The 20639-nt window shown below is 63.4% G+C and carries 24 protein-coding genes; 23 read left to right on the forward strand and 1 reads right to left on the reverse strand.

Annotated features, from left to right (window positions below):
- Positions 1-275 precede the first annotated feature (275 nt).
- The 10 genes from FY152_03035 to FY152_03080 all read left to right on the forward strand — a co-directional run bounded on the left by FY152_03035 (position 276) and on the right by FY152_03080 (position 8391).
- Positions 276-803 carry a hypothetical protein gene (locus FY152_03035; protein ID UXS31112.1) on the forward strand — a complete coding sequence of 176 codons (528 nt, stop codon included), beginning with the start codon at positions 276-278 and terminating at the stop codon, positions 801-803.
- Positions 800-2059 (forward strand): DNA-packaging protein, encoded by a 1260-nt coding sequence (locus FY152_03040; protein ID UXS31113.1) that lies wholly within the window; start codon positions 800-802, stop codon positions 2057-2059. Before FY152_03035 ends, FY152_03040 begins: the two co-directional genes overlap by 4 nt.
- A gap of 672 nt (positions 2060-2731) precedes the next feature.
- A complete protein-coding gene (locus FY152_03045) occupies positions 2732-3055 on the forward strand; it encodes a Dabb family protein (GenBank protein ID UXS31114.1) in 324 nt (107 codons plus the stop codon).
- A 227-nt stretch (positions 3056-3282) separates the two neighbouring features.
- Positions 3283-4449 (forward strand): phage portal protein, encoded by a 1167-nt coding sequence (locus FY152_03050; GenBank protein UXS31115.1) that lies wholly within the window; start codon positions 3283-3285, stop codon positions 4447-4449.
- A 194-nt stretch (positions 4450-4643) separates the two neighbouring features.
- Entirely contained in the window at positions 4644-4964 is a 321-nt protein-coding gene (locus tag FY152_03055; GenBank protein ID UXS31116.1) for a hypothetical protein, read from the forward strand.
- A gap of 41 nt (positions 4965-5005) precedes the next feature.
- Positions 5006-5596: an HK97 family phage prohead protease gene (locus FY152_03060; GenBank protein ID UXS31117.1), complete on the forward strand. Its 591-nt coding sequence runs from the start codon at positions 5006-5008 to the stop codon at positions 5594-5596.
- A 36-nt stretch (positions 5597-5632) separates the two neighbouring features.
- The gene (locus tag FY152_03065) at positions 5633-6901 is read left to right on the forward strand and encodes a phage major capsid protein (GenBank protein UXS31118.1); all 1269 of its coding nucleotides are present in this window, start codon (positions 5633-5635) and stop codon (positions 6899-6901) included.
- Positions 6902-7091: 190 nt separating this feature from the next.
- Entirely contained in the window at positions 7092-7667 is a 576-nt protein-coding gene (locus tag FY152_03070) for a hypothetical protein (protein ID UXS31119.1), read from the forward strand.
- Positions 7664-7999, forward strand: coding sequence for a phage head closure protein (locus tag FY152_03075; protein ID UXS31120.1), 336 nt, complete (start codon positions 7664-7666; stop codon positions 7997-7999). The genes FY152_03070 and FY152_03075 overlap by 4 nt, the downstream gene beginning before the upstream one ends.
- Positions 7996-8391 (forward strand): DUF3168 domain-containing protein, encoded by a 396-nt coding sequence (locus FY152_03080; protein ID UXS31121.1) that lies wholly within the window; start codon positions 7996-7998, stop codon positions 8389-8391. The genes FY152_03075 and FY152_03080 overlap by 4 nt, the downstream gene beginning before the upstream one ends.
- Positions 8392-8398: 7 nt before the next feature.
- On the opposite strand, the gene FY152_03085 is transcribed toward FY152_03080, so the two are convergent.
- Positions 8399-9598, reverse strand: a complete 1200-nt coding sequence (locus FY152_03085) for an MFS transporter (protein UXS31122.1) — start codon at positions 9596-9598, stop codon at positions 8399-8401.
- Between the two features lie 122 nt (positions 9599-9720).
- Here FY152_03085 and FY152_03090 point away from each other — a divergent pair, with 122 nt between their 5' ends.
- From FY152_03090 to FY152_03150, 13 genes are all read left to right on the forward strand, one after another.
- A complete protein-coding gene (locus FY152_03090) occupies positions 9721-10128 on the forward strand; it encodes a phage major tail protein, TP901-1 family (protein UXS31123.1) in 408 nt (135 codons plus the stop codon).
- A complete protein-coding gene (locus FY152_03095) occupies positions 10128-10487 on the forward strand; it encodes a gene transfer agent family protein (GenBank protein UXS31124.1) in 360 nt (119 codons plus the stop codon). The genes FY152_03090 and FY152_03095 overlap by 1 nt, the downstream gene beginning before the upstream one ends.
- Positions 10484-10705: a phage tail assembly chaperone gene (locus tag FY152_03100; GenBank protein UXS31125.1), complete on the forward strand. Its 222-nt coding sequence runs from the start codon at positions 10484-10486 to the stop codon at positions 10703-10705. The genes FY152_03095 and FY152_03100 overlap by 4 nt, the downstream gene beginning before the upstream one ends.
- A 77-nt stretch (positions 10706-10782) precedes the next feature.
- A complete protein-coding gene (locus FY152_03105; protein UXS31126.1) occupies positions 10783-11364 on the forward strand; it encodes a phage tail tape measure protein in 582 nt (193 codons plus the stop codon).
- Positions 11365-11437: 73 nt separating this feature from the next.
- A complete protein-coding gene (locus tag FY152_03110; GenBank protein UXS31127.1) occupies positions 11438-12076 on the forward strand; it encodes a TIGR02217 family protein in 639 nt (212 codons plus the stop codon).
- The gene (locus FY152_03115) at positions 12073-12957 is read left to right on the forward strand and encodes a DUF2163 domain-containing protein (GenBank protein ID UXS31128.1); all 885 of its coding nucleotides are present in this window, start codon (positions 12073-12075) and stop codon (positions 12955-12957) included. The genes FY152_03110 and FY152_03115 overlap by 4 nt, the downstream gene beginning before the upstream one ends.
- Positions 12954-13388, forward strand: coding sequence for a peptidase P60 (locus FY152_03120; GenBank protein UXS31129.1), 435 nt, complete (start codon positions 12954-12956; stop codon positions 13386-13388). The genes FY152_03115 and FY152_03120 overlap by 4 nt, the downstream gene beginning before the upstream one ends.
- Before the next feature lie 17 nt (positions 13389-13405).
- Positions 13406-17206, forward strand: coding sequence for a hypothetical protein (locus tag FY152_03125; GenBank protein UXS31130.1), 3801 nt, complete (start codon positions 13406-13408; stop codon positions 17204-17206).
- Positions 17207-17240: 34 nt separating this feature from the next.
- Complete coding sequence (locus FY152_03130; GenBank protein UXS31131.1) at positions 17241-17447, forward strand: hypothetical protein; 207 nt, start codon at positions 17241-17243, stop codon at positions 17445-17447.
- Positions 17448-17586: 139 nt separating this feature from the next.
- Positions 17587-17841 (forward strand): hypothetical protein, encoded by a 255-nt coding sequence (locus FY152_03135; GenBank protein ID UXS31132.1) that lies wholly within the window; start codon positions 17587-17589, stop codon positions 17839-17841.
- A 96-nt stretch (positions 17842-17937) separates the two neighbouring features.
- Positions 17938-18609: a response regulator transcription factor gene (locus FY152_03140; protein ID UXS31133.1), complete on the forward strand. Its 672-nt coding sequence runs from the start codon at positions 17938-17940 to the stop codon at positions 18607-18609.
- Positions 18599-19999, forward strand: a complete 1401-nt coding sequence (locus FY152_03145; protein UXS31134.1) for a HAMP domain-containing histidine kinase — start codon at positions 18599-18601, stop codon at positions 19997-19999. The genes FY152_03140 and FY152_03145 overlap by 11 nt, the downstream gene beginning before the upstream one ends.
- 104 nt (positions 20000-20103) lie before the next feature.
- Complete coding sequence (locus FY152_03150; protein ID UXS33195.1) at positions 20104-20532, forward strand: hypothetical protein; 429 nt, start codon at positions 20104-20106, stop codon at positions 20530-20532.
- The last annotated feature ends 107 nt before the right edge of the window (positions 20533-20639 follow it).

Raw genomic sequence — 20639 nt, forward strand, 5'->3', positions numbered from 1 at the left:
CGGTGGTTTGATAGTGTTTGGCTACAGTCGGAGATTTGCGGCTGAAGACGGCGCACGGTCCAAAGGGTTGTCTCCGGTTTGATGGCAAGCTTCCCTCATAGTCGGTGCCATATTGTTGCCCATCCAGCCGCCGTCCAGTTTTGTTCTCTGGGCCAGAGCCTTTCTCCTCGTTATGCCGGGCTTGACCCGGCATCCAGCCGGCGCGCGTCTGCGCGGGGAAAAGATGTTCCGTCGCATAACCGCAATCGCTGCTCTTTCTCTCGCAGGCCAATCCCATGACAATCTCCAGCAATTGCGATCCGGCGCTCTACGGCGTCTGGCCGGAAACGCCCGCCTATGCGGCTGAGGACGCGCTTGAAGCCGCGCCGGAGACGAAGTCGCGGGCCGACAGGCTGGCTGCCGAAGATGCGGCGCGCAATGGCAGCCTGCGGCAATTGCTGAACGAGCTGACGGAGGAGATGCGCGAGCAGTTCTGCCTGTACCGCAATCTCCGCCAGGCGAGCGAAGCGGCCTTTCTGGCGACGGCGGAGGATGCTTCGGGCAAGCTGGCGCGCGCCGATGTGAAGGCTGCGACGGACCAGCTTTCGCTGATCGTCCGCACGCTGGAGCGGATCGACGCCCTGCAACGGGTGCTGGCGGAGGAGAGGGAAGCTCTTTTCGGCGAAGACGAAACCGAGGCCGGGGATTACGAAGCGGCGGTGGCGCATTTCCTCAACCGCATCGATGAACTGGCTGAACAGAAATGCCGCGCGAAGATGGAGGTCGATCCCACCTGCAGCCCCCCGGCAGAAGCCGACACATGACGGATACGCCGACCGGCCCCCATCTGCCGGCGCAGGTCTTCAACCTCCTGCGTGACTGGCGTTTCATCGGCAACCTGCCGCAGCAACCGCCGGAGGGCGACTGGCGGACATGGCTGCTGATCGGCGGGCGCGGTTCCGGCAAGACCCGCGCCGGGGCGGAATGGGTGCATCGTGTCGCGTCCTCTGGCAAGCAGTCGGATTTGCGCATCGCGCTCGTGGCCGAAACGCTGGGCGACGCCCGCGAGGTGATGATCGACGGCATTTCCGGCATCTGCCGCATCGCCCGCCGCCAGCGCCCCGCCTTCGAGGTATCGCGCCGGCGGCTCCTCTGGCCGAATGGCGCGATGGCGCAGATGTTTTCTTCGGAAGACCCGGAAAGCCTGCGCGGCCCGCAATTCCACATGGCCTGGGCAGATGAGCTGGGCAAATGGAAATATCCGCAGGAAACCTGGGACATGCTGCAATTCGGCCTGCGTCTGGGTGAAACGCCCCGGCAACTGGTGACCACCACGCCACGGCCCATTCCGCTTTTAAAGGCGCTTCTTGCCGATCCCTCTACGCGGGTGGCGCGGATGCCGACGGCCATGAATGCGCGCAATCTCTCGCCCGGTTTTCTCAAAGCCATGCAGGCCCGTTACGGCGGCACCCGGCTGGGGCGTCAGGAAATCGGCGGTGAATTGATCGACGAGCGCGAGGGCGCGCTGTGGAAACGCACCGATCTGGAAGCGATCATCGAAGCCGTGCATGAACCGCTCACGCGGATCGTGGTGGCGGTTGATCCGCCCGCCGGCGTCGGTGAACATTCTTGCTGCGGCATCGTCGTGGCGGGGCTCGGCATGTCCGGGCGTCTTAACGTGCTGGCGGATTGTTCGGTGGAAGGCGAAACGCCGGCCGGCTGGGCCCGCGCCGTGGTCGCCGCCTTTCGCCGCCACGAGGCGGATCGGGTGGTGGCGGAGGTCAATCAGGGCGGAGAGATGGTGCGCGCCATGCTGCAGAGCATCGACGCCAACCTGCCGCTGACGCTGGTGCGGGCGAGCCGCGGCAAATTTACCCGCGCCGAGCCGGTTGCCGCACTCTACGAGCAGGGCAGGGTGCGCCACACCGCGCGGTTTGAAAAGCTGGAAGACCAGATGACGGATTTCGGCCCCGACGGCCTATCCTCCGGGCGCTCGCCGGACCGGCTGGATGCGCTCGTCTGGGCGATAACGGCGCTGACGACGATGGTGGTGAGTGAACCGAAGGTGCGGGGCATGTGAGGACGGTGATTATTGGCTCCCGCGAATGAAAGCCAATTACCGGTCGAGCGGATGCCCCCGGCTTCTTCTCCCCGAGTGGGGAAAAGGTGGCGCGCAGCGCCGGATGAGGGGCCACGGTCAAGATGTGCTGAGAGAGTAGAGAGATGCGGAGAGCTTGCCCCCTCATCTGACCCTTCGGGCCATCTTCTCCCCGGCGGGGAGAAGAAAAGCCGAGGCACCGTCAACGCCCATTTCGGGCGTCTGGCCGGTCTTATTTCTTCGGGGATTGCGCCGGTTTCGGCTGGGAGCCGGTTTCACGCATCTGGCGCCACTCGTTCTCGAGACGGTCATAAACGTTCTGGGGGATTGTCGCTGTCATTGTGGCATTCCTCCTTGAATGATCGCCGCTGCTGAATTGCGCGGTGAGTGGAGTTAGCGCGCCAAGCTTCGGGAATTCAAGGAATTTTTTACCTCAAAACCGCGGCCTCCGGATTAAAATCGATTAAGGTTTTTTCAAATCGATTTAGTCCTGACGGCCGTCATGTGGAAAAACCGGATGTTAAGGCATCCCCGATTTTCAGGAGCCGGATTGGTCTGTGACGAGGTGCGATTCTTAGCGTCGGCGCGGATTGAACCGGGGCGGACCAGATGATAACCCGTTACTCGCACGCCGAAGGCGCAATTGAGTTTTGCATGACAGGTGACACCGTGATCCGCCATATCGTCTTTTTCACCGTTCCCGAGGAAAATCGCGACGCCGTGCGCCGGGGCCTTTCCGGGCTTACCGCCATACCGCATTCGCTGAAGCTGGAAATCGGCGAAAACGTGAAGAAGGATCAATGGGGCAATTCGGTCGATTTCATCGTTTATGGCGAGTTCGAAAATGAGGCGGCGCTGGCGGCCTATAAGGCCGATCCCGCCTATGATCTTTCCACCCGCACCGTGAAACCGCTGCGCGAGACCCGCATTGCCGCCGATTTCAACAGCGATACGGCGGTGAAAGCGCCGATCCGGTAATTTGCTTTCACCTGCGAAAGTGGGAGCACGCATCCGCACGTAGTCTGCTGAAAATGTGCGCAAACCTTTCCTCCGTCATGCCGGACTGGATCCGGCATCCAGCCGAGGCGGCTCTCGCGCGGCGACAGGAGTCTTTTCAGCCCAAGGACTTGGGCTGGCTGGACCCCGGATCTCGTCCGGGGTGACGGCATAAGGACGCTGTACGCCGTCAAACCAAGGACAACTCCATGCGATTTCCTTTCTCCCTGCCGTGGCTGCGCCCGGCGGATGGCAAAGCTGTGCCTGAAAGCCAGAAAATGGCTGGTGGCTTCATGGCGGTGGCGGTGCAGGGCGGGCAGGCCTTCTGGTCCGGCCGGTCCTATGCGGCGCTCGCGCGCGAAGGCTTCATGAAAAACCCCGTGGCGCATCGCGCCGCCCGCATGGTGGCGGAAACATCCGCCGCGGTCAGCTGGCTGCTTTATGATGGCGACGAGGAGTTGGCCGATCACCCGCTTTTGGCGCTGCTTTCCAGACCGAGCGCCCATATGGGCGGGCCGGATTTCTTCGAAGCGCTTTATGGTCACCTCATGCTGGCCGGAAATGCCTATATCGAGCCGTTAATGGTGGGCGAACGACTGCGTGAGCTGCATCTGTTGAGGCCCGACCGGGTCAGCATCGTCGAAGGGCCTGATGGCTGGCCAGTGGGCTACGATTACCGTGCCGAGGGCCGCGCCATCAGGCGCATTGCCAGCGACCGTGACGGGCTGGGCCTGCTGCACCTGAAACTTTTTCACCCGCTGGACGACAGGGCGGGTTTTGCGCCGCTTGCTTCCGCAGGCGCCGCTCTCGATCTGCACAATGCCGCGAGCCAGTGGAACAAGCGCCTGCTCGACAATTCCGCCCGGCCTTCCGGCGCGCTGATCTATCAGCCGAAAGAAGGCGGCAATCTTTCCACCGAGCAATATGAACGGCTGAAACGGGAGCTGGAAGAGGGCTATCAGGGCGCGATGAATGCCGGCCGGCCGCTTCTTCTGGAGGGCGGGCTGGACTGGAAGGCCATGGGGCTTTCGCCCCGCGACATGGATTTTCTGGAGGCGCGCAACGGTGCCGCACGCGATATAGCGCTTGCTCTCGGCGTGCCGCCGATGCTGATCGGCATTCCCGGCGACAATACCTATGCCAATTACCAGGAGGCGAACCGCGCCTTTTATCGTCTCACCGTACTGCCGCTCGTTTATCGCACGGCGGCAAGGCTGTGCGGCTGGCTCGCGCCGGTCTTCGGCGCGGGGCTGCGCCTGGAGCCCGATCTCGACCGGATCGCCGGCCTCTCCGGCGAGCGGGATGCGCTCTGGGCTCGCATCGGCGCGGCCTCGTTCCTGAGCGACGAAGAAAAGCGCGAAGCCGTCGGTTACTGATCACGGCCGGGGAGGGCGAAGCTGCACCTTCCCTGATGAATCAATTTCTGAAGAAGCGGAATCTCTCCGTGAGACTTTCCGTCCAAGCGATTCCGAAGATTCGTAAAATCATCCATCGCGGGCGCGCAAAGAGCGCCTGCGGGCGACGCGGCGCGTCCGCCCGATAACCACATCCTAGAACGGAATGATTACCCATGTCTGAATTCGCCAATGAGGCCGGCATCTGGGCCGCCCGCATCACCGGCGCCGTGGCGGGCGCGGGTGTGTCGCTCGTTTATCTCCTGCCGAAAAGCAAACGCGAAGCCGCCAGCCGTTTCATCACCGGCGTTTCCTGCGGCATGATCTTCGGCGGCCCGGTTGGCCTGTGGATCGTGCAGCAGCTCGATATTGCCGGTGCGCTTTCAGGCCATGAGATCATGGTGGCGGGCTCGGCCGCCGCCAGCATGGTGGCCTGGTGGGGGCTTGGCCTGCTGGTGCGTGTGGCCGACCGTTACAACGCCCGTCCCCGCACCTAGCCTCCACACGGCCCCCCTTTTCCCCATTGCAGGAGTTACCCATGCACGCCTATCGCGGGCCACGTCCCGCCACGCGCAAATTCGCCAGTCTGGAATTGCGCGGCATATCCGGAGACGGCACGTTTTCCGGTTATGCCAGCGTTTTCGGCGAGGTCGATCTCGGTCGCGACGTGATCGAGCGCGGCGCTTTCCACCGCTCCATCGAGGAACGCGGCGCAGCCGGCATCCGCATGCTTTACCAGCATGATCCGGCCGAGCCGATCGGCGCATGGCGCACCATCCGCGAAGATGAGCGCGGGCTTTACGTCGAGGGGGTTCTCGCCCCCGGCGTCGCCCGTTCCCGTGAGGTCCATTCGCTGATGAAGACGGGCGCGCTGGACGGGCTGTCGATCGGTTTTCGCACCGTACGTTCCAGCAGGGAGGGGCGTTCCGGCAAGGCGGCGCGCTCCGGCGTCCGGCGCATTCTGGAGGCCGATCTGTGGGAAATCTCGGTCGTCACCTTTCCGATGCTGCCTTCGGCACGGGTCTCCGACGTCAAGCATGCCCGCTTCTTCCGCGATCGCGAGACCGAACTGGTGCGCAGCATGCGCCGCGCCGCGCGCTCGCTTTTCGACACCGCCTTCAAACGCTGATTTTCCAACAGATACTTCCGACACAAGGATGGCGACATGACAGACCAGACCACCAAACCGGCCGCAATGACGGTCGCGCCGCAGATAAAGGCGGTGCCCGACACCATAACGGCCGCCTTCGACGAATTCATGGAAGCCTTCGAGGCTTTCCGCGACACCAACGATCAGCGGCTTGCCGATATCGAACGCAAGATGGGCGCCGACGTCGTGACCCGCGACAAGCTCGACCGCATCGACAAGGCGCTGGACGACAACCGCAGGATCATGGACGATCTGGCACTGAAGAAGGCGCGGCCCGCTCTCGGCCGCAAGGAAGCGCTCTCCCATGACGCGGATGAACACAAGGCCGCTTTCGAGGCCTATATCCGCCGGGGTGAGGAGGGCGCGCTGCGCGATCTGGAGGCCAAGGCCTTTGCCGGATCGACCGGCGCCGATGGCGGTTTTCTGCTGCCGAGCGAGACGGATGGCGAGATCGGCCGGCGCATGACGGCGATTTCGCCGATCCGGGCGCTCGCAACCGTGCGGCAGGTGTCCACCGCGGTATTGAAAAAACCCTTTTCGCCTGGAGGGTTTGCCACCGGCTGGGTCTCCGAAACGGCGGCTCGCCCGGAGACGACGACGCCGAAGCTCTCCGAGCTTTCCTTTCCGACCATGGAACTTTACGCCATGCCGGCCGCCACACAGGGCCTGCTGGATGATGCGGCGGTCGATATCGAGACCTGGATCGCTTCGGAGGTGGACATTGCCTTTGCCGAACAGGAGGCTGCCGCCTTCGTCACCGGTGACGGCGTCAACAAACCGAAAGGTTTCCTGTCCTATACGGCCGTCACCAACGATAGCTGGAGCTGGGGCAATATTGGTTACGTGGCAACCGGCGTTTCGGCCGGCTTTGCCTCCGCCGGGCCGATGGATGTGCTGCTGGATACCGTCTATGGGCTGAAGGCCGGCCATCGCCAGAACGGCAACTTCGTGATGAACCGCAAGACGCAGGCGGCGCTGCGCCGCTTCAAGGATACGACCGGCGCCTATCTGTGGCATCCGCCTGCCGCCGCCGGCCAGCCTGCCTCGCTGATGGGCTTTCCGGTGGTGGAAGCCGAAGACATGCCCAATGTGGCCGCCAACAGCTTCGCCATCGCTTTTGGCGATTTCCGCGCCGGCTACCTCGTCGTCGACCGCACCGGCGTGCGCATCCTGCGCGATCCCTATTCGGCCAAACCCTATGTGCTGTTCTACACCACCAAACGCGTGGGCGGCGGCATGCAGAATTTCGAGGCGATCAAGCTGGTGAAATTCGGGGTGAATTAACCGCAGACCTTGCGGCTTTTTCTTCTCCCCGAGGGGGAGAAGATGCCCCGAAGGGGCAGATGAGGGGGCAAGCTCTCCGCATATCTCTGCCGTCGCCCCCTCATCCCGCTGCCGCGGACTTCTCCCCGGCGGGGAGAAGAAACAAGCGGTACCCGCTCGCTAATACGATTATCTTCCTTCCGGAGACCCCATGACCTATGCCCTCATTCATCCGCCGCAGGCGGAGCCGCTGACGCTTGCCGAGGTCAAGGCGCATCTGCGTCTCGACAGCGGCGACGAGGACGTGCTGCTCACGGCACTGATCCGCACCGCCCGCGAGCATCTGGAACGCACGACCGGCCTTTGCCTCCTGCGTCAGACATGGCGGCTTTATCTCGATCGATGGCCGCCGGGCAATGTGATTCCGATTGGCAAGGGACCGGTGCAAGCCATCGAAACGATTCTGGTTTTTGATGGTGACGGACGCGCCGCTGACATCACCGCCAATGACAAGTTGCTTGACGGCGAGGCGCGGCCCGCAAGGCTGTGGCTGCGCGATCGGCCGATCCCTGGACGCGCGATGAACGGCATCGAGATCGATTTCATTGCCGGTTACGGCGAGGCGGGTACGGATGTGCCCGACACGCTGAAACGCGCCATTCTCCTGCATGTGGCCCAGATGTTCGCCTTTCGGGGAGCCGTCGCATTGGAAAACCAGCCGGCAGGCGTTCCCGCCGGTTACGAGCGGCTGGTATCACCTTTCTGCCGTATGGGTCTTTCGTCATGAACCTCGTTTTTCTCGATCCCGGCAAGCTGACGGCGCGGCTGGAGCTGGAGGTGCGCGTGCAAACGCCGGACGGGCAGGGCGGTGCTGTGGAAAGCTGGAATGTCCTGCGCTCGCTCTGGACCGCGATCGAACCCGTATCGGACGCGTCCCATGAACGTGCCTCGGTCGAGAGCGTGACGATCACCCATCGCGTTTGGCTGAGCCATCGCAGCGACATCGCCGCCGGCATGCGCTTTCGCAAGGGTCGGCGCATTCTGGCGATCCGCACCGTGATGGACCCGGACGAAACCGGCCGCTTCATCGTCTGCCGTTGCGAGGAGGAAAGCCCGTGAGTGCAGCGAACCTGCTTCTGCAGGCGATTTTCGCACGGCTTGCCGGTGACGCCACGCTGGTGGGTCTTGTCCCCGGCGGTATTGCCGACCGGCTTTTACCGCGCGGGCTATTGCCCTCAATCATTATCGGAAACCTTGAAAGCCGCGACTATTCGACGGCGACGGAAAAGGCCGAGGAACATTTTCTGGCGCTGGAAATCTGGAGCGACGCCAACGGCCGCAGGCGCGCAGGCGAGATTGCCGAGCGGGTGAAAACCCTGCTCGACGATGCACCCCTTCCGCTTGCCGGCGTCTCGCTCGTCAGTCTGCAATTCCTTTCCAGCTGCTCACGACGGGAGCCGAAGACGCGGAATTTCCTTGCGGAAATGCGTTTCAGGGCGGTGACGGAATAGTGTCGTTTCAGGAGCCCTGCCTGCGCACGGCTTTCCACAGGACGATCAGCAGCAGAAATGAAATGCCGATCAACACGGAAGCGATGGTCAGCATGGCCGATACCCCGCCACGATCCAGCGCCATCGTGAAGACGACGGGTGCAACGGCAATGGCAAGGTTTTGCGGCAGCGAGATGCGTGCGGCCTGAAGGCCATATTCCTCCGGTGAAAACACCGCCAGCGGCAACACCGCCCGGCTGACGGTGAGAACGCCCGCACCGAAGCCGAAGAACACGATGAAGGCAATGAAAGCGGGCACAGCCGGGGCAAAAGCGAGCAGCAGCAGGAGCGAGAGCAGCAGAAGACAGAAGCCGATCATGGCGGTGACGAAAGGATTGCCGTGTTTTCCAAGCAGGAAATCCAGTCCGCGTGCCGTAATCGCAAGCACGCTGCGCGCCGCTGCCAGCTGCACGGCAAGCGATTGCGTGGCGCCCGCCTGCACCAGCAAAAGGGGCAGCAGCGGCGACAGGCCGAAGGTCGTGAAAGCGCTGATCGTCGTCATGGCGGCCAGCAGCAGAAAGGCGCGTTTCGTATCGACAGGCGAAGGTGCAATCGCGGCCGCTTCGCCTGACTTTGCGGTTTTACGGGCCGGGCGTCCCGGAAGGACGAAGACATAAAGAGGCAGAAGGACGAAGAGTTGCAGACAGGCATAAGCGATGAGGGTGCCGCGCCAGCCGAAGTGCTCAGCCGCAATCGCGGTAAGCGGCAGGAAAACCGCCGCAGAAAGCCCGGTAAACAGCATCAGAAGCGTCAGCAACCGGCCGCTTTCCGCGCCGACGCGTTCAACAACGGCGGCATGGGCCGCTGTCGTCAGGCCGCAGGCAGCGGCAAGACCTATCACGGCCCAGCCGATGGCATAGCTTATCACGCCGCCTGCAAAGGCGAGCAGGGTAAAACCGGCGGCAAACAGCAACGAACCAGCAACAAGCACGGGCGCTGCGCCGTGGCGCACGAGCGTTTTTCCGAGATACGGACCACATAGCGCGCTGATGGTCATCATGACGGTGAGGCCGGCGAAAACCACCTCATTCGCGATGACCAGCTCCTGTCCGATCCGCGGCCCAAGCACGGCCAGCATATCGAAACCGCTGCCCCAGCTGATGATCTGCCCGACCGCAAGCACGCCGATAAGGCGCACGCGAGACGTGGAAGGGGCGGCGTCGGACATGATGAAAATCGGGGGTGCGAGATGCGGGAGAGCTTTTGGTAGCAGGCCTATTGCTAGCCGGCAACATCAATCGAGACGACATCAACTGAAACGGCCCTGGCCGACACGAGAGGGAGAACATCATGGTGGCGCAGAAGGGCAAGGACCTGCTGCTGAAGATCAACAATGCCGGTTCCTATGTGACCGTGGCGGGGCTCAGAACCAAGCGGCTGGCCTTCAATGCGCAGGCCGTCGACATAACCGACGGTGAAAGCGCCGGACGCTGGCGCGAGCTTCTGGCCGGCGCAGGCGTGCAGCGGGCGTCGCTGACGGCGTCCGGCATCTTCAAGGACCTGGCGAGCGATGCGCTGGTGCGCGGCGCGTTTTTTGCCGGCACCATTCCGGGCTGGCAAGTCGTCATTCCGGATTTCGGCACCATCACCGGACCGCTCCAGATCGTTGCGCTTGAATATTCCGGCCGTCACGATGGTGAGGTGCAATTCGAGATCGCGCTGGAATCGGCCGGTCTCCTCACATTTGGAGCGCTCTGATGCCGCAGGGATTGCGTTACGGGCGGGCGAACCGCCATCGCGGCGAGATCGAGGCGCTGATTGACGGCGAAAGGCGTATTCTCTGCCTGACGCTCGGCGCCCTCGCCGAACTCGAAACCGCCTTTCAGGCCGATGATCTCACCGCGCTTGCCGAGCGTTTTGCAGGCGGGCGCATGAAGGCCGCCGACATCATCCGGGTGATCGGTGCGGGCCTGCGCGGTGCGGGCAATGTGTTTTCCGATGAGGATGTGGCCGCGGCGACCGTCGAGGGCGGCATTGCCGGCCACGCCGCGATTGTCGCCGATCTTTTGACGGCGACCTTCGCCGGTTCCAGGGGAGAGACGTCGCCGGACCCTTGAGCGCCGCAGCAGGCGGGGCAGGCGATACTACAGGGCGTCCGTTCCCTTGGGAGGCGGTAATCCACACCGGCTTCTGCCTGCTGCGGCTCTCTTCCGACACCTTCTGGCGGCTGACGCCGAGGGAGTTTTTCGCCATGACGGGTGGCACACGCGCTCTTTTCCGCACGGTCGACCGTCAGTCGATGGAGACGATGATGCGGCTTTTTCCGGATGGGTGAGTTGCGTTTTGCACCATGGAAACGACCAGGCAATTCAAAAATATACGGCTCCGTTTTGAATCAGAAAGGCAAGGGCGATGGCAGGCGAAGGATCGATTGCGGAAAGCCGCGGGGAGGCGGAAGTCCTCCTTGACGTGATGGGCGATCTCGAGCGGCGGTCCGAGAGGTTCGGTGCGGCTCTTGCCGCCGCCATGCAGTCAGCGACGACGGGTGGCAGGGGGCTGGACGAGGTGCTGCGCGGGCTTGGGGAGCGTCTCTCCGGCATGGCGCTTTCCGCCGGGCTGAAGCCGTTTGAGACCATGATCGGCAACGCCGTCGGCGGGCTTTTGAACGGTGGCGGTTCGTTGTTCGCCTTTGCCGATGGTGGCGTGCCGGGACGCAGCATCACGCCTTTTGCGGATGGCGGCGTGGTTTCCAGCCCCGCTTTTTTCCCGATGGGCGGCGGGCTTGGCCTGATGGGCGAGGCGGGGGCGGAGGCGATCCTGCCGCTGAAGCGCGGCTCGGATGGCGCTCTCGGTGTCGCCGCACCGGCAGGCGGCGGTGGTGGGCAGATCGTTTTCAACGTGACGGCGACCGATGCGGCGAGCTTCAAGAAAACCGAAGGCCAGATCGCCGCCATGCTTGCCCGCAGCGTCGGGCGCGGCCAGCGCGGATTGTGACGTGCGGCATGTCCACTTGCGAGCGGGCGCCTTGATTTCTCCAACACAGTAAAAAGATTCGTGGAACAACAAGATGGCGGCATTTCATGAAGTGCGGTTTCCGCTGAGGCTTGCGCTTGGCGTGAGCGGCGGGCCGGTGAGGCGAACCGATATCGTCAACCTTTCCAGCGGCCGGGAAAACCGCAATCAGCGCTGGAAGAATGCCAGGCGCGCCTATGACGCCGGATCCGGTATTCGCTCCGTTGCCGATCTTTACGAGGTGCTCTCCTTTTTCGAGGCGCGTCGCGGCGAGCTTTACGGTTTCAGGTTTCGCGATCCCGTGGACTTCAAATCCTGCCCGCCGGGCGAGGCGCCTGCCGCGACCGACCATAAGATCGGCACCGGCGACGGGATGATGGCGCGTTTTCAGCTGGTGAAGACCTATGCCGATGCCGGCGGTTCCTTCACGCGGCGGGTGGAGAAACCGGTCGAGGCTTCGGTCTCCGTCTCGGTCGAGGGTGTGAGGGCCTTGCCGTCGGATTTTTCGGTCGATCATGCGACCGGCATGGTGACGTTCAGCCCCGGGCGGGTGCCGCCCGCCGGTGCCGTAATCCGCGCGGGCTTCGAATTCGATGTGCCGGTGCGGTTTGCGATCGACCGTATCGATCTGAACCTGACCGCCTTCGAGGCGGGCCGCATTCCCTCCATTCCGCTGATGGAAATCCTGCCATGAAGATCGTTCCCCTTGCCCTTGCCGAGCATCTCGGGGGGGATGCGACGACCACATGCCATTGCTGGAAGGTGATGTTGAAGGACGGCATGGTGATCGGCTTTACCGACCATGATGAGGCCCTTTCCTTTGCCGGTGTGACCTATCTGGCCGAAAGCGGCTTCCAGGCCAGTGATAGCGATAGCGAAACCGGGCTGGGTGCGAGTGCAGGCGAAGTGACCGGCGGTTTCTCCAGCGAGGCGATTTCCGAAATTGATCTGGCTGCCGGGCGTTTTGATGGGGCGAAGGTGGCGCTTTTCCTCGTCAACTGGCAGGCGCCGGAACAGCATATGCTGCTCAACATGCGCGAAATCGGCGAGGTCACGCGGGCGGGCGGTGCATTTCGCGCTGAGCTGCGCAGCATCGCGCATCGTCTGTCCCAGCCGCAGGGCAGGGTCTATGGCCGCCGCTGCGATGCTGCACTGGGTGACCGGCGATGCGGCGTCGATCTTGCGCGGTTCACCGGCAGCGGCAGCGTTACGGGCGTGGATGTGGCCGGTAATCTGCTGGCGGCCGGGCTTGACGCTTTCGCCGAAGGTTTCTTCAGCCGTGGAAAGCTGCGGTTTGTAACCGGCGGGCTCACGGGCAGGAGTTTCGATCTCGACGGGCATGACAAGCGCGATGGCGGCACGCACCTGTCCTTCTGGCTGGCCCCGGAACGGGCGCCGTCGCCGGGGGATGTTTTTTCAGTCACGGCCGGCTGCGACAAGAGCTTCGCGACCTGCAAGGCGAAATTTGCCAATCACCTGAATTTTCGCGGCTTCCCGCATCTGCCGGGGGCTGATTTCGCCTATTCCTACGCCCGCGGCGGCGAGACCCACGATGGCAAGGTGTTGTTTCCATGACGAAGACCGGAGAAAAAGTGCTGGCGCTGGCACAAGGCTGGATCGGCACGCCTTACCGGCATCAGGCGTCTTTGCAGGGTGTCGGCTGCGATTGTCTCGGCCTCGTCAGGGGTATCTGGCGCTCGCTTTACGGCGAGGAACCGGAACTGCCGCCGCCCTACGCGCCTGACTGGGCCGAACGCGGTGGCGGGGACCGGCTGATGGATGCCGCGCAGCGATATTTCCTGGCAGTAAGCGGTATGGAGGAGGCGCTGCCGGGAGACCTGCTGCTGTTCCGATGGCGGACTGAAGCGGCGGCGAAACATCTCGGCATTCTCGCAGGGCCTCAGCATTTCATCCATGCCTATGAACAGGCGGCGGTGCTGCGTTCTGCACTGGTGCCCGGCTGGAAGCGGCGCATTGCCGGCATCTTCCGTTTTCCCGATCCATGATATTTTCCGAGGCGACCATGGCGACCATTCTCTTTCAGGCGGCGGGCGCGGCACTCGGCGGCATTTTCGGCCCCGTCGGCGCCATCATCGGCCGTGCCGCCGGCGCGCTGGCCGGCAATGCCGTCGACCGCGCCCTGCTTTCGAACGGGCGGACGGTATCAGGCGCAAGGCTTTCGACGGCGCGCATTCCCGGTGCGGATGAGGGCGCAGCCATCAACCGGCTCTACGGCACGGCGAGGATCGGCGGCACGCTTATATGGGCGACGCGGTTTGAGGAAAGCATCGAGGTTGAACGGCGTGGCGGCAAGGGTAACCGCGGCCCGAAAGTGGAGACCTTTCGATACTTCGCCAATCTCGCCATCGGGTTATGCGAGGGTGAGGCGGCCATGGTGCGGCGCGTCTGGGCCGATGGGCGCGAACTGGACCTGACCGGCGTCGAGATGCGTTTTTATTCCGGCAGCGAGAGGCAATTGCCCGATCCGCTGATCGAGGCGAAACAGGGCGCGGGCAATGCGCCGGCCTTTCGCGGCCTTGCCTATATGGTGTTCGAACGCCTGCCACTCGACAATTATGGCAACCGCATCCCGCTCATGCAGTTCGAGGTGGTGCGCCCGGTTGGAAGGCTGGAAAAATCCATCCGCGCCATCACCATCATCCCCGGTGCGACGGAACACGGTTACGCCACGGCGCAGGTCTCGGAACGCACCGGCATGGGTGAGAGCCGCGTCATGAACCGCAACGGCCTGACGGCTGCAACCGACTGGCAGGCCGCAATCGATGAGTTGCAGGCGCTTTGCCCCAATCTTGGGAGCGTGGCGCTAGTGATAAGCTGGTTCGGTACCGACATGCGGGCGGGCGAATGCCGTGTTCTGCCGGGCGTGGAAGTTGCAGGCCGTGACGGGGAAACCGCGTCATGGTCCGTTGCCGGTGTTGCACGCGGGCAAGCGCACCTCGTCAGCCATCATCGCGGCGGCCCGGCCTATGGTGGCACGCCCAGCGACGAAAGCGTGTTGCAGGCCGTGGCTGACCTCAAGGCGCGGGGTCTTCGGGTGTGCCTTTATCCCTTCATGATCATGGATGTTCCCGTAGGCAACGGTCTGCCGGATCCCTATGGCAAAAATGAGCAGGACGCCTATGCCTGGCGCGGCCGCGTCACCTGCTTTCCCGCACCCGGCAGGCGCAACTCTCCGGAACGCAGCGCCGGCGCGCGGGCGGAGGTTCTTGCCTTCTGCAATCGCGACGAAGGTTATCGCCGCATGGTGCTGCATTATGCGGCATTGGCGGCTCGGGCGGGCGGGGTGGATGCCTTCCTGATCGGCTCGGAACTGCGCGGGCTGACGGCGCTGAGGGACCAGAACGATGCCTTTCCCTTCGTCGAGGAACTTGTGCGCCTCGCACGCGATGTGCGCGCAATTCTCGGACCGGCGACGAAGCTGACCTATGCGGCGGACTGGAGCGAATATTTCGGCTACCAGCCGGCCGATGGCTCGGGCGATGTCTTCTACAACCTCGATCCGCTCTGGGCGAGCCCTGATATCAGTGCCATCGGTATCGACAATTACATGCCGCTTTCCGACTGGCGCGATGAGGATGCCGCAAACGGCAATCCTGACGGCATGATCGGCCCGGATGATGCCGGTGCCTTCCGCCGCGCCATCACGGCGAGGGAGGGTTTCGACTGGTATTATGCCAGCGATGCCGACCGCGCCGCGCGGCGGCGCACGCCCGTTACCGATGGGCTGAAGGGCAAGCCATGGGTTTTCCGTTACAAGGATTTGCGAAACTGGTGGCTGAACGCCCATTACGACCGGGTGCGAGGGGCGGAGAAATTGACGCCGACCGCATGGGTGCCGGGCGCAAAGCCGATCTGGTTCACCGAACTCGGCTGCCCGGCGGTGGACAAGAGCGCGACGCGTCCGAATGTCTTTCCCGATCCGAAATCGGCGGAAAACGCCTTTCCCTATTTTTCCTGCCGAAGCCGCGCCGACAGCCAGCAGCGGCGGTTCCTGGAGGCGCATCTCGACCACTGGGGAAAGGGTGATGCGGCGATGGTCGATGCAAACAGGGTCTATCTATGGACCTGGGATGCGCGGCCCTTTCCCGCCTTTCCGCAGAATGGTGCGGCCTGGAGCGATGGCGGCAACTGGCGCACCGGCCACTGGCTGAACGGGAGGCTGGGCACGGCAACACTCGCCGATGCCATCGCCGCCATCCTCTCCGATCACGGTTTTTTTGACTTCGACGTTTCCGCCATCAGCGGCGATCTGGGAGGTTATGTGCAGGGTGACGTGACCTCGGCGCGCAACCTGCTGGAGCCGCTGATGGTGGCGTTTCAGGTGGATGTGGCGGAAGATGGCGGAACGCTGCGTTTCCGTTCCCGCAACTCGGCGGTCCTGCCTCTCCGCGATATTGCAGTGCTTGCCGATCTGGAGGATGAGCCGCTGTGGTCGGAAAATCGCGGCCATGACAGCGATTTCGCTGCCGAGGCGGTGCTGACCTCGTTCAATCCGGCGCTCGACTACGAGCAGGCGAGCCTGCGTTCGCGCCGCATCGACAATGCCGGCAGCCGCGTGATGCGGCTTGACCTCAACGCAGCCGTGCCAGCCGAAACAGTGGAAGCGGCGGCCGATGCCCTCTTGCGCGATAATCGGCAGGCGCGTCGCACATTGCGCTTTGCGCTGACGCCGACGGAGGTCGATCTGGAGCCCGGCGACTGCATCCGTCTTCCGCAGGATGTTTTCCCGCAGGCTCCTTCGGGACGCTTTCTGGTCAGCCGGATCGAGGATGGCGCGGTGCGGCAGGTGGAAGCCCGCGCCTTTTCCGCGACTTTCTCCACCTTTACGGGGGCTGCGGATGAGCGGCGCAGCAGCGGGGAAAGCGGTGCCGAAGGTTTTGCCCCGGAAGTGCTGTTCCTCGACCTGCCGCGCCATGACGGCGTCGCTCCGGAAGATTCGGCGCGCATTGCCGTCCTTGCAAAGCCCTGGCGGCCTATCCTTGTTTCCGCATCACCCGGCACGGAAGGGTATCGGCAGCGCGTTTTGCTCGACCGGCCGGCGATGATCGGTCGGCTGGTCGTGCCGCTGATGTCCGGTCCCTCCGGTCGTTTCGATCGCAAAAACACCATCCTGCTCGATCTGCCCTTCGGTGAGCTTTCCTCAGCGCCGGAACTGTCGGTGCTGAACGGCGAAAATCGCATCGCCGTCAGCGCCGCAAACGGCGTGTGGGAGATTGTCGGCTTTGCGCGGGCTGAGGAAATCGCACCCTCGCGCTGGCGGCTTTCCACCCTGCTGCGCGGGCTTGGCGGCACGGAAGACGCGCTGGCGGCAGGCGCGACCATGGGTAGCCCGGTCGTGGTGCTGGATGCTGCGGTCCAGCCGCTCGGTCTTGCCGCAAGCGAGCGCGGACGCCGCCTGAACTGGATCGCGGAAGCCGCGGGCAGGGCGGGTCCCCCTGCCGGGCCTTTCGTTTTCGAGGGCGGTCTGCGCGCCGAAACACCGCTCGCGCCGGTGCATATTTCCGCAGAGCGGCGCAAGGACGGCATTCTGTTTAAATGGATGCGCCGGGGGCGGATGGAGGCCGATGGCTGGGACGCGACGGAGATACCGCTGGATGAACCTTCCGAGCGTTACCGCGTCGAGGTGCTGGATGGCTGGGACGCCAGACGCATGGCGGAGGTCTCCGAACCTGTCTGGCTCTATGCTGCGGCGGACGAACTCACAGATTTCCCGACCTTGCGGGATCACATTTCCGTGCGTGTCCGGCAGCTCGGCCGTGCGGTGCCTTCGGGAGTGGCGGCGCAGGCCATTCTCCCGCTCTGACATGTGCCTGAAAAACAACGAAAAGGACGAGATTATGGAGAGTACCAAACCATGGTATCAATCGCGCACGATCTGGGGTGCTTTGATTGCGGTTTTTGCACCGCTTTTCAGCATTGCCGGCCTTGACCTGCCTGCTGGCCTGCAGGGCGAACTGGCGGAAGGGCTGGTGACGGTGGCAGGCGGAATTGGCGGCCTGATCGCGCTTTACGGCCGCCTTTCGGCAACCCGCGCCATTCGCTGAGCATGCCTGCCGGGATGCCGTTCCCGTCATCGCCCTTCACGGCGGGGGCGGCATTCATTTGCCATTCAGACGCTTTGCGCTACATATTCGGTCACAATAGGGTTCGAGACGCACCCGGTTTTTTGTGGAAGTTTGTAGAATGGCATCACCTCTCATCATCGCGACGCTTGCAGCCGGGCTTTCCGGTTTCACGGCGCCCGAGGCTGATCAGCAGGGCCACTACATTCTGGCTGCCAGCGATTGCGGCGCAGCCGTCGCCCGCGTCGTGCGCGAAACAGGCGGCCAGCTTCTTTCAGTCTATCCCTCCGGCGACGGTCAGTCCTGTGTCGTGACCGTTCTCGTCCAGGGCAATGGCGAGCGCCCGCGCAAGGTGACGATGCGCGTGCCGATGTAGCCTTGCCCGCATCGCCGAAATATCGGAAAACGATCCGAGAGACTTAGCATGACCGGCGACGCGCGCGCGGGCCGGGACGGAAGGAAAGGGCGGACAATGCGTATTCTCGTGGTTGAGGACGATGCCAATCTCAATCGTCAGCTGACCGATGCTCTGAAAGAGGCCGGTTATGTTGTCGATCAGGCATTTGACGGCGAGGAAGGGCATTATCTCGGCGATACCGAGCCCTATGACGCCATCGTTCTCGATATCGGCCTGCCGCAGCTCGATGGCATCACCGTCGTTGAAAAATGGCGTGCGGCCGGCAAGGCCATGCCCGTCCTCATCCTGACCGCCCGCGACCGCTGGAGCGACAAGGTGGCGGGCATCGATGCCGGCGCCGATGATTACGTGACCAAGCCTTTCCATGTGGAAGAAGTGCTGGCCCGCGTGCGCGCGCTCATCCGCCGCGCCGCCGGCCATGCTTCTTCCGAACTGGTCTGCGGCCCCGTCCGGCTCGATACGAAATCTTCCAAGGCGACCGTCAACGGCACGACGCTGAAGCTCACCTCGCACGAGTTCCGGCTCCTGTCCTATCTCATGCATCACATGGGCGAGGTCGTCTCGCGCACGGAACTGGTCGAACATATGTACGACCAGGATTTCGACCGGGATTCCAACACGATCGAGGTGTTCGTCGGCCGTTTGCGCAAGAAGCTCGGCGTTGATCTGATCGAGACGATCCGTGGTCTCGGTTACCGGATGCAAGCGCCGGCAGATGCGAAGTAATTCTCTCACCGCCCGCGTTCTGCTGCTCGCCTCGCTGTGGTCGGCGCTGGCGCTGGTGGTGATCGCCGTGGTGATCTCCACGCTCTACCGCCAGGGGGTGGAGCGCAGCTTCACCGATCTTCTCAGGGCGCAGCTCTATAACGTCATCAACTCCGTGACGATTTCCAACGAGAACACGCTGGCCGGCAGCCCGCAGCTCGGCGATCTCCGGTTTTCGCAGCCCGATACCGGCTGGTACTGGGTGGTGGAGCCGCTTGGCAATTTCCAGACCGCGCCGCTGGTCTCCTCTTCGCTCGGCGTGTCAACGCTGCCGGTGCCGAGCATTCTCGACGCCCCCTTCGACAACAGATATGAGCGTTTTTACGCCGTTACCGACGAGGCCGGCAACAAGGTGCGTGTGGCGGAAACGGAAGTCGTGCTGGACGGTGAGGGCCGGGCGGCGCGTTTCCGTGTTTCCGGCAATCTGAATGTCGTCGAAGACGATGTGCGCGATTTCTCCAACAGCCTTTATCTGGCGCTCGCTGTCTTCGGCGTCGGCAGTCTCGTCGTCAACGGCCTTGCCATTCTCTACAGTCTGCGGCCGCTTGATCAGGCCCGCGTCGCGCTCGGCAAGATCCGGGGCGGGGAGGCGGAAAGCCTCGAAGGCGAATTCCCGCGCGAAATCCAGCCGCTCGCCAATGAGGTCAATGCGCTGATCGACAGCAATCGCCGGCTGGTGGAGCGCGCCCGCATGCAGGTCGGCAACCTCGCGCATTCGCTGAAGACGCCGATCGCCGTTCTTCTGAACGAGGCCCGCACGCTGGAGCCGCAGCATGGCGATCTGGTGCGCGCGCAGGCCGACGCCATGCAGGCGCAGGTGCAATCCTATCTTTCCCGCGCCCGCATCGCCGCCCAGCGCGGCTCGATCCTCGCTCGCGTGGAAGCGGAACCGGCGCTGGAACGGCTGGTGCGCGTGATGCGCCGCCTGAACCCCGACAAGCAGTTCGTGCTGAATTTCGAACAGCCCGGCGCCGTCCTCGGCATGGAGCAGCAGGATCTGGAAGAGGTCGTCGGCAATCTTCTGGAAAATGCCGCCCGTTTTGCCCAGACGCGCGTGGTCGTCACGCTTGCGACCGGCACCCACCCGTCCTCCGATGCGGAAATCGCCCGTCGTTCCTGGGTGGAACTGACGGTGGAGGATGACGGGCCGGGGCTTGAGCCGGAACAGATCAGCGAAGCGATGAAGCGCGGACGAAGGCTGGATGAGAGCCGACCGGGCACCGGACTGGGACTTTCCATCGTTTCCGAGGTGGTGTCAGAGTACCATGGCCGCTTTTCGCTGTCGCGCAGCGGCATCGGTGGGCTGAAAGCCGATCTGATTTTGCCGGGCCTCTCGAAAGAGCTTGCGTGAGGCAAGAAAAAAAGCAAGAAATTCAATGGTAGCATATTAGGTGCGATGCGGTAGGAAGAGGACAGGGTTTGGTTGACGTGTATGATGGCTGTCGCTCCGTGACGATGCGTTCGCTGGTGTCACGCCCGGCACTTCTCTCTATCCTGTGCGTTTCGATGCTGAGCGCCTGCACCACCACGGGCACCCGCCCGTCGGGCGGCGGCCTGTTCGGCCGATCGTCGCAGCCTTCGACGCCTTTCCTTGCCAACCTTGAGGGTGGCATTGTCGGGCGAAGCGGCGTGCAACTCGACAGGGGCGACCAGACCAAGGCGCTGGAAGCCGAATACAAGGCGCTGGAAACGGCCCCGGTCGGCACGCCGGTATCCTGGACCGGCGATGACGCCAAGGGTCAGGTGGTCGCCAATGCGCCCTATCAGGTCGGCAACCAGAATTGCCGGCAATATTCCCACAGCCTGACGGTTGACGGGCGCGAAACCAGGGTGCGCGGCGCGGCCTGCCGTAATGCCGATGGAAGCTGGTCTCCCCTGACCTAAATCACTTTGACGTAAATCAAGGTCGCGAACCCCGCGCAATGACAGGAAGAGGCATGGCGGCACAGCCGGAATGTGCCGGCGGTGCGGCGTGATGTCTCAAATTCACG

The sequence above is a fragment of the Agrobacterium tumefaciens genome, assembly GCA_025560025.1.
GTDB lineage: Bacteria > Pseudomonadota > Alphaproteobacteria > Rhizobiales > Rhizobiaceae > Agrobacterium.

What these genes read in the sequence shown, in the direction of transcription:
- FY152_03150 (UXS33195.1), top strand. Translation starts at nt 20,104, where the DNA reads ATGCGTTCGCTGGTGTCACGCCCGGCACTTCTCTCTATCCTGTGCGTT.
- FY152_03085 (UXS31122.1), bottom strand. Translation starts at nt 9,598, where the DNA reads ATGTCCGACGCCGCCCCTTCCACGTCTCGCGTGCGCCTTATCGGCGTG.
- FY152_03105 (UXS31126.1), top strand. Translation starts at nt 10,783, where the DNA reads ATGGCAGGCGAAGGATCGATTGCGGAAAGCCGCGGGGAGGCGGAAGTC.
- FY152_03110 (UXS31127.1), top strand. Translation starts at nt 11,438, where the DNA reads ATGGCGGCATTTCATGAAGTGCGGTTTCCGCTGAGGCTTGCGCTTGGC.
- FY152_03090 (UXS31123.1), top strand. Translation starts at nt 9,721, where the DNA reads ATGGTGGCGCAGAAGGGCAAGGACCTGCTGCTGAAGATCAACAATGCC.
- FY152_03045 (UXS31114.1), top strand. Translation starts at nt 2,732, where the DNA reads ATGACAGGTGACACCGTGATCCGCCATATCGTCTTTTTCACCGTTCCC.
- FY152_03070 (UXS31119.1), top strand. Translation starts at nt 7,092, where the DNA reads ATGACCTATGCCCTCATTCATCCGCCGCAGGCGGAGCCGCTGACGCTT.
- FY152_03135 (UXS31132.1), top strand. Translation starts at nt 17,587, where the DNA reads ATGGCATCACCTCTCATCATCGCGACGCTTGCAGCCGGGCTTTCCGGT.
- FY152_03125 (UXS31130.1), top strand. Translation starts at nt 13,406, where the DNA reads ATGGCGACCATTCTCTTTCAGGCGGCGGGCGCGGCACTCGGCGGCATT.
- FY152_03060 (UXS31117.1), top strand. Translation starts at nt 5,006, where the DNA reads ATGCACGCCTATCGCGGGCCACGTCCCGCCACGCGCAAATTCGCCAGT.
- FY152_03055 (UXS31116.1), top strand. Translation starts at nt 4,644, where the DNA reads ATGTCTGAATTCGCCAATGAGGCCGGCATCTGGGCCGCCCGCATCACC.
- FY152_03075 (UXS31120.1), top strand. Translation starts at nt 7,664, where the DNA reads ATGAACCTCGTTTTTCTCGATCCCGGCAAGCTGACGGCGCGGCTGGAG.
- FY152_03140 (UXS31133.1), top strand. Translation starts at nt 17,938, where the DNA reads ATGCGTATTCTCGTGGTTGAGGACGATGCCAATCTCAATCGTCAGCTG.
- FY152_03050 (UXS31115.1), top strand. Translation starts at nt 3,283, where the DNA reads ATGCGATTTCCTTTCTCCCTGCCGTGGCTGCGCCCGGCGGATGGCAAA.
- FY152_03095 (UXS31124.1), top strand. Translation starts at nt 10,128, where the DNA reads ATGCCGCAGGGATTGCGTTACGGGCGGGCGAACCGCCATCGCGGCGAG.
- FY152_03120 (UXS31129.1), top strand. Translation starts at nt 12,954, where the DNA reads ATGACGAAGACCGGAGAAAAAGTGCTGGCGCTGGCACAAGGCTGGATC.
- FY152_03145 (UXS31134.1), top strand. Translation starts at nt 18,599, where the DNA reads ATGCGAAGTAATTCTCTCACCGCCCGCGTTCTGCTGCTCGCCTCGCTG.
- FY152_03035 (UXS31112.1), top strand. Translation starts at nt 276, where the DNA reads ATGACAATCTCCAGCAATTGCGATCCGGCGCTCTACGGCGTCTGGCCG.
- FY152_03065 (UXS31118.1), top strand. Translation starts at nt 5,633, where the DNA reads ATGACAGACCAGACCACCAAACCGGCCGCAATGACGGTCGCGCCGCAG.
- FY152_03115 (UXS31128.1), top strand. Translation starts at nt 12,073, where the DNA reads ATGAAGATCGTTCCCCTTGCCCTTGCCGAGCATCTCGGGGGGGATGCG.
- FY152_03040 (UXS31113.1), top strand. Translation starts at nt 800, where the DNA reads ATGACGGATACGCCGACCGGCCCCCATCTGCCGGCGCAGGTCTTCAAC.
- FY152_03130 (UXS31131.1), top strand. Translation starts at nt 17,241, where the DNA reads ATGGAGAGTACCAAACCATGGTATCAATCGCGCACGATCTGGGGTGCT.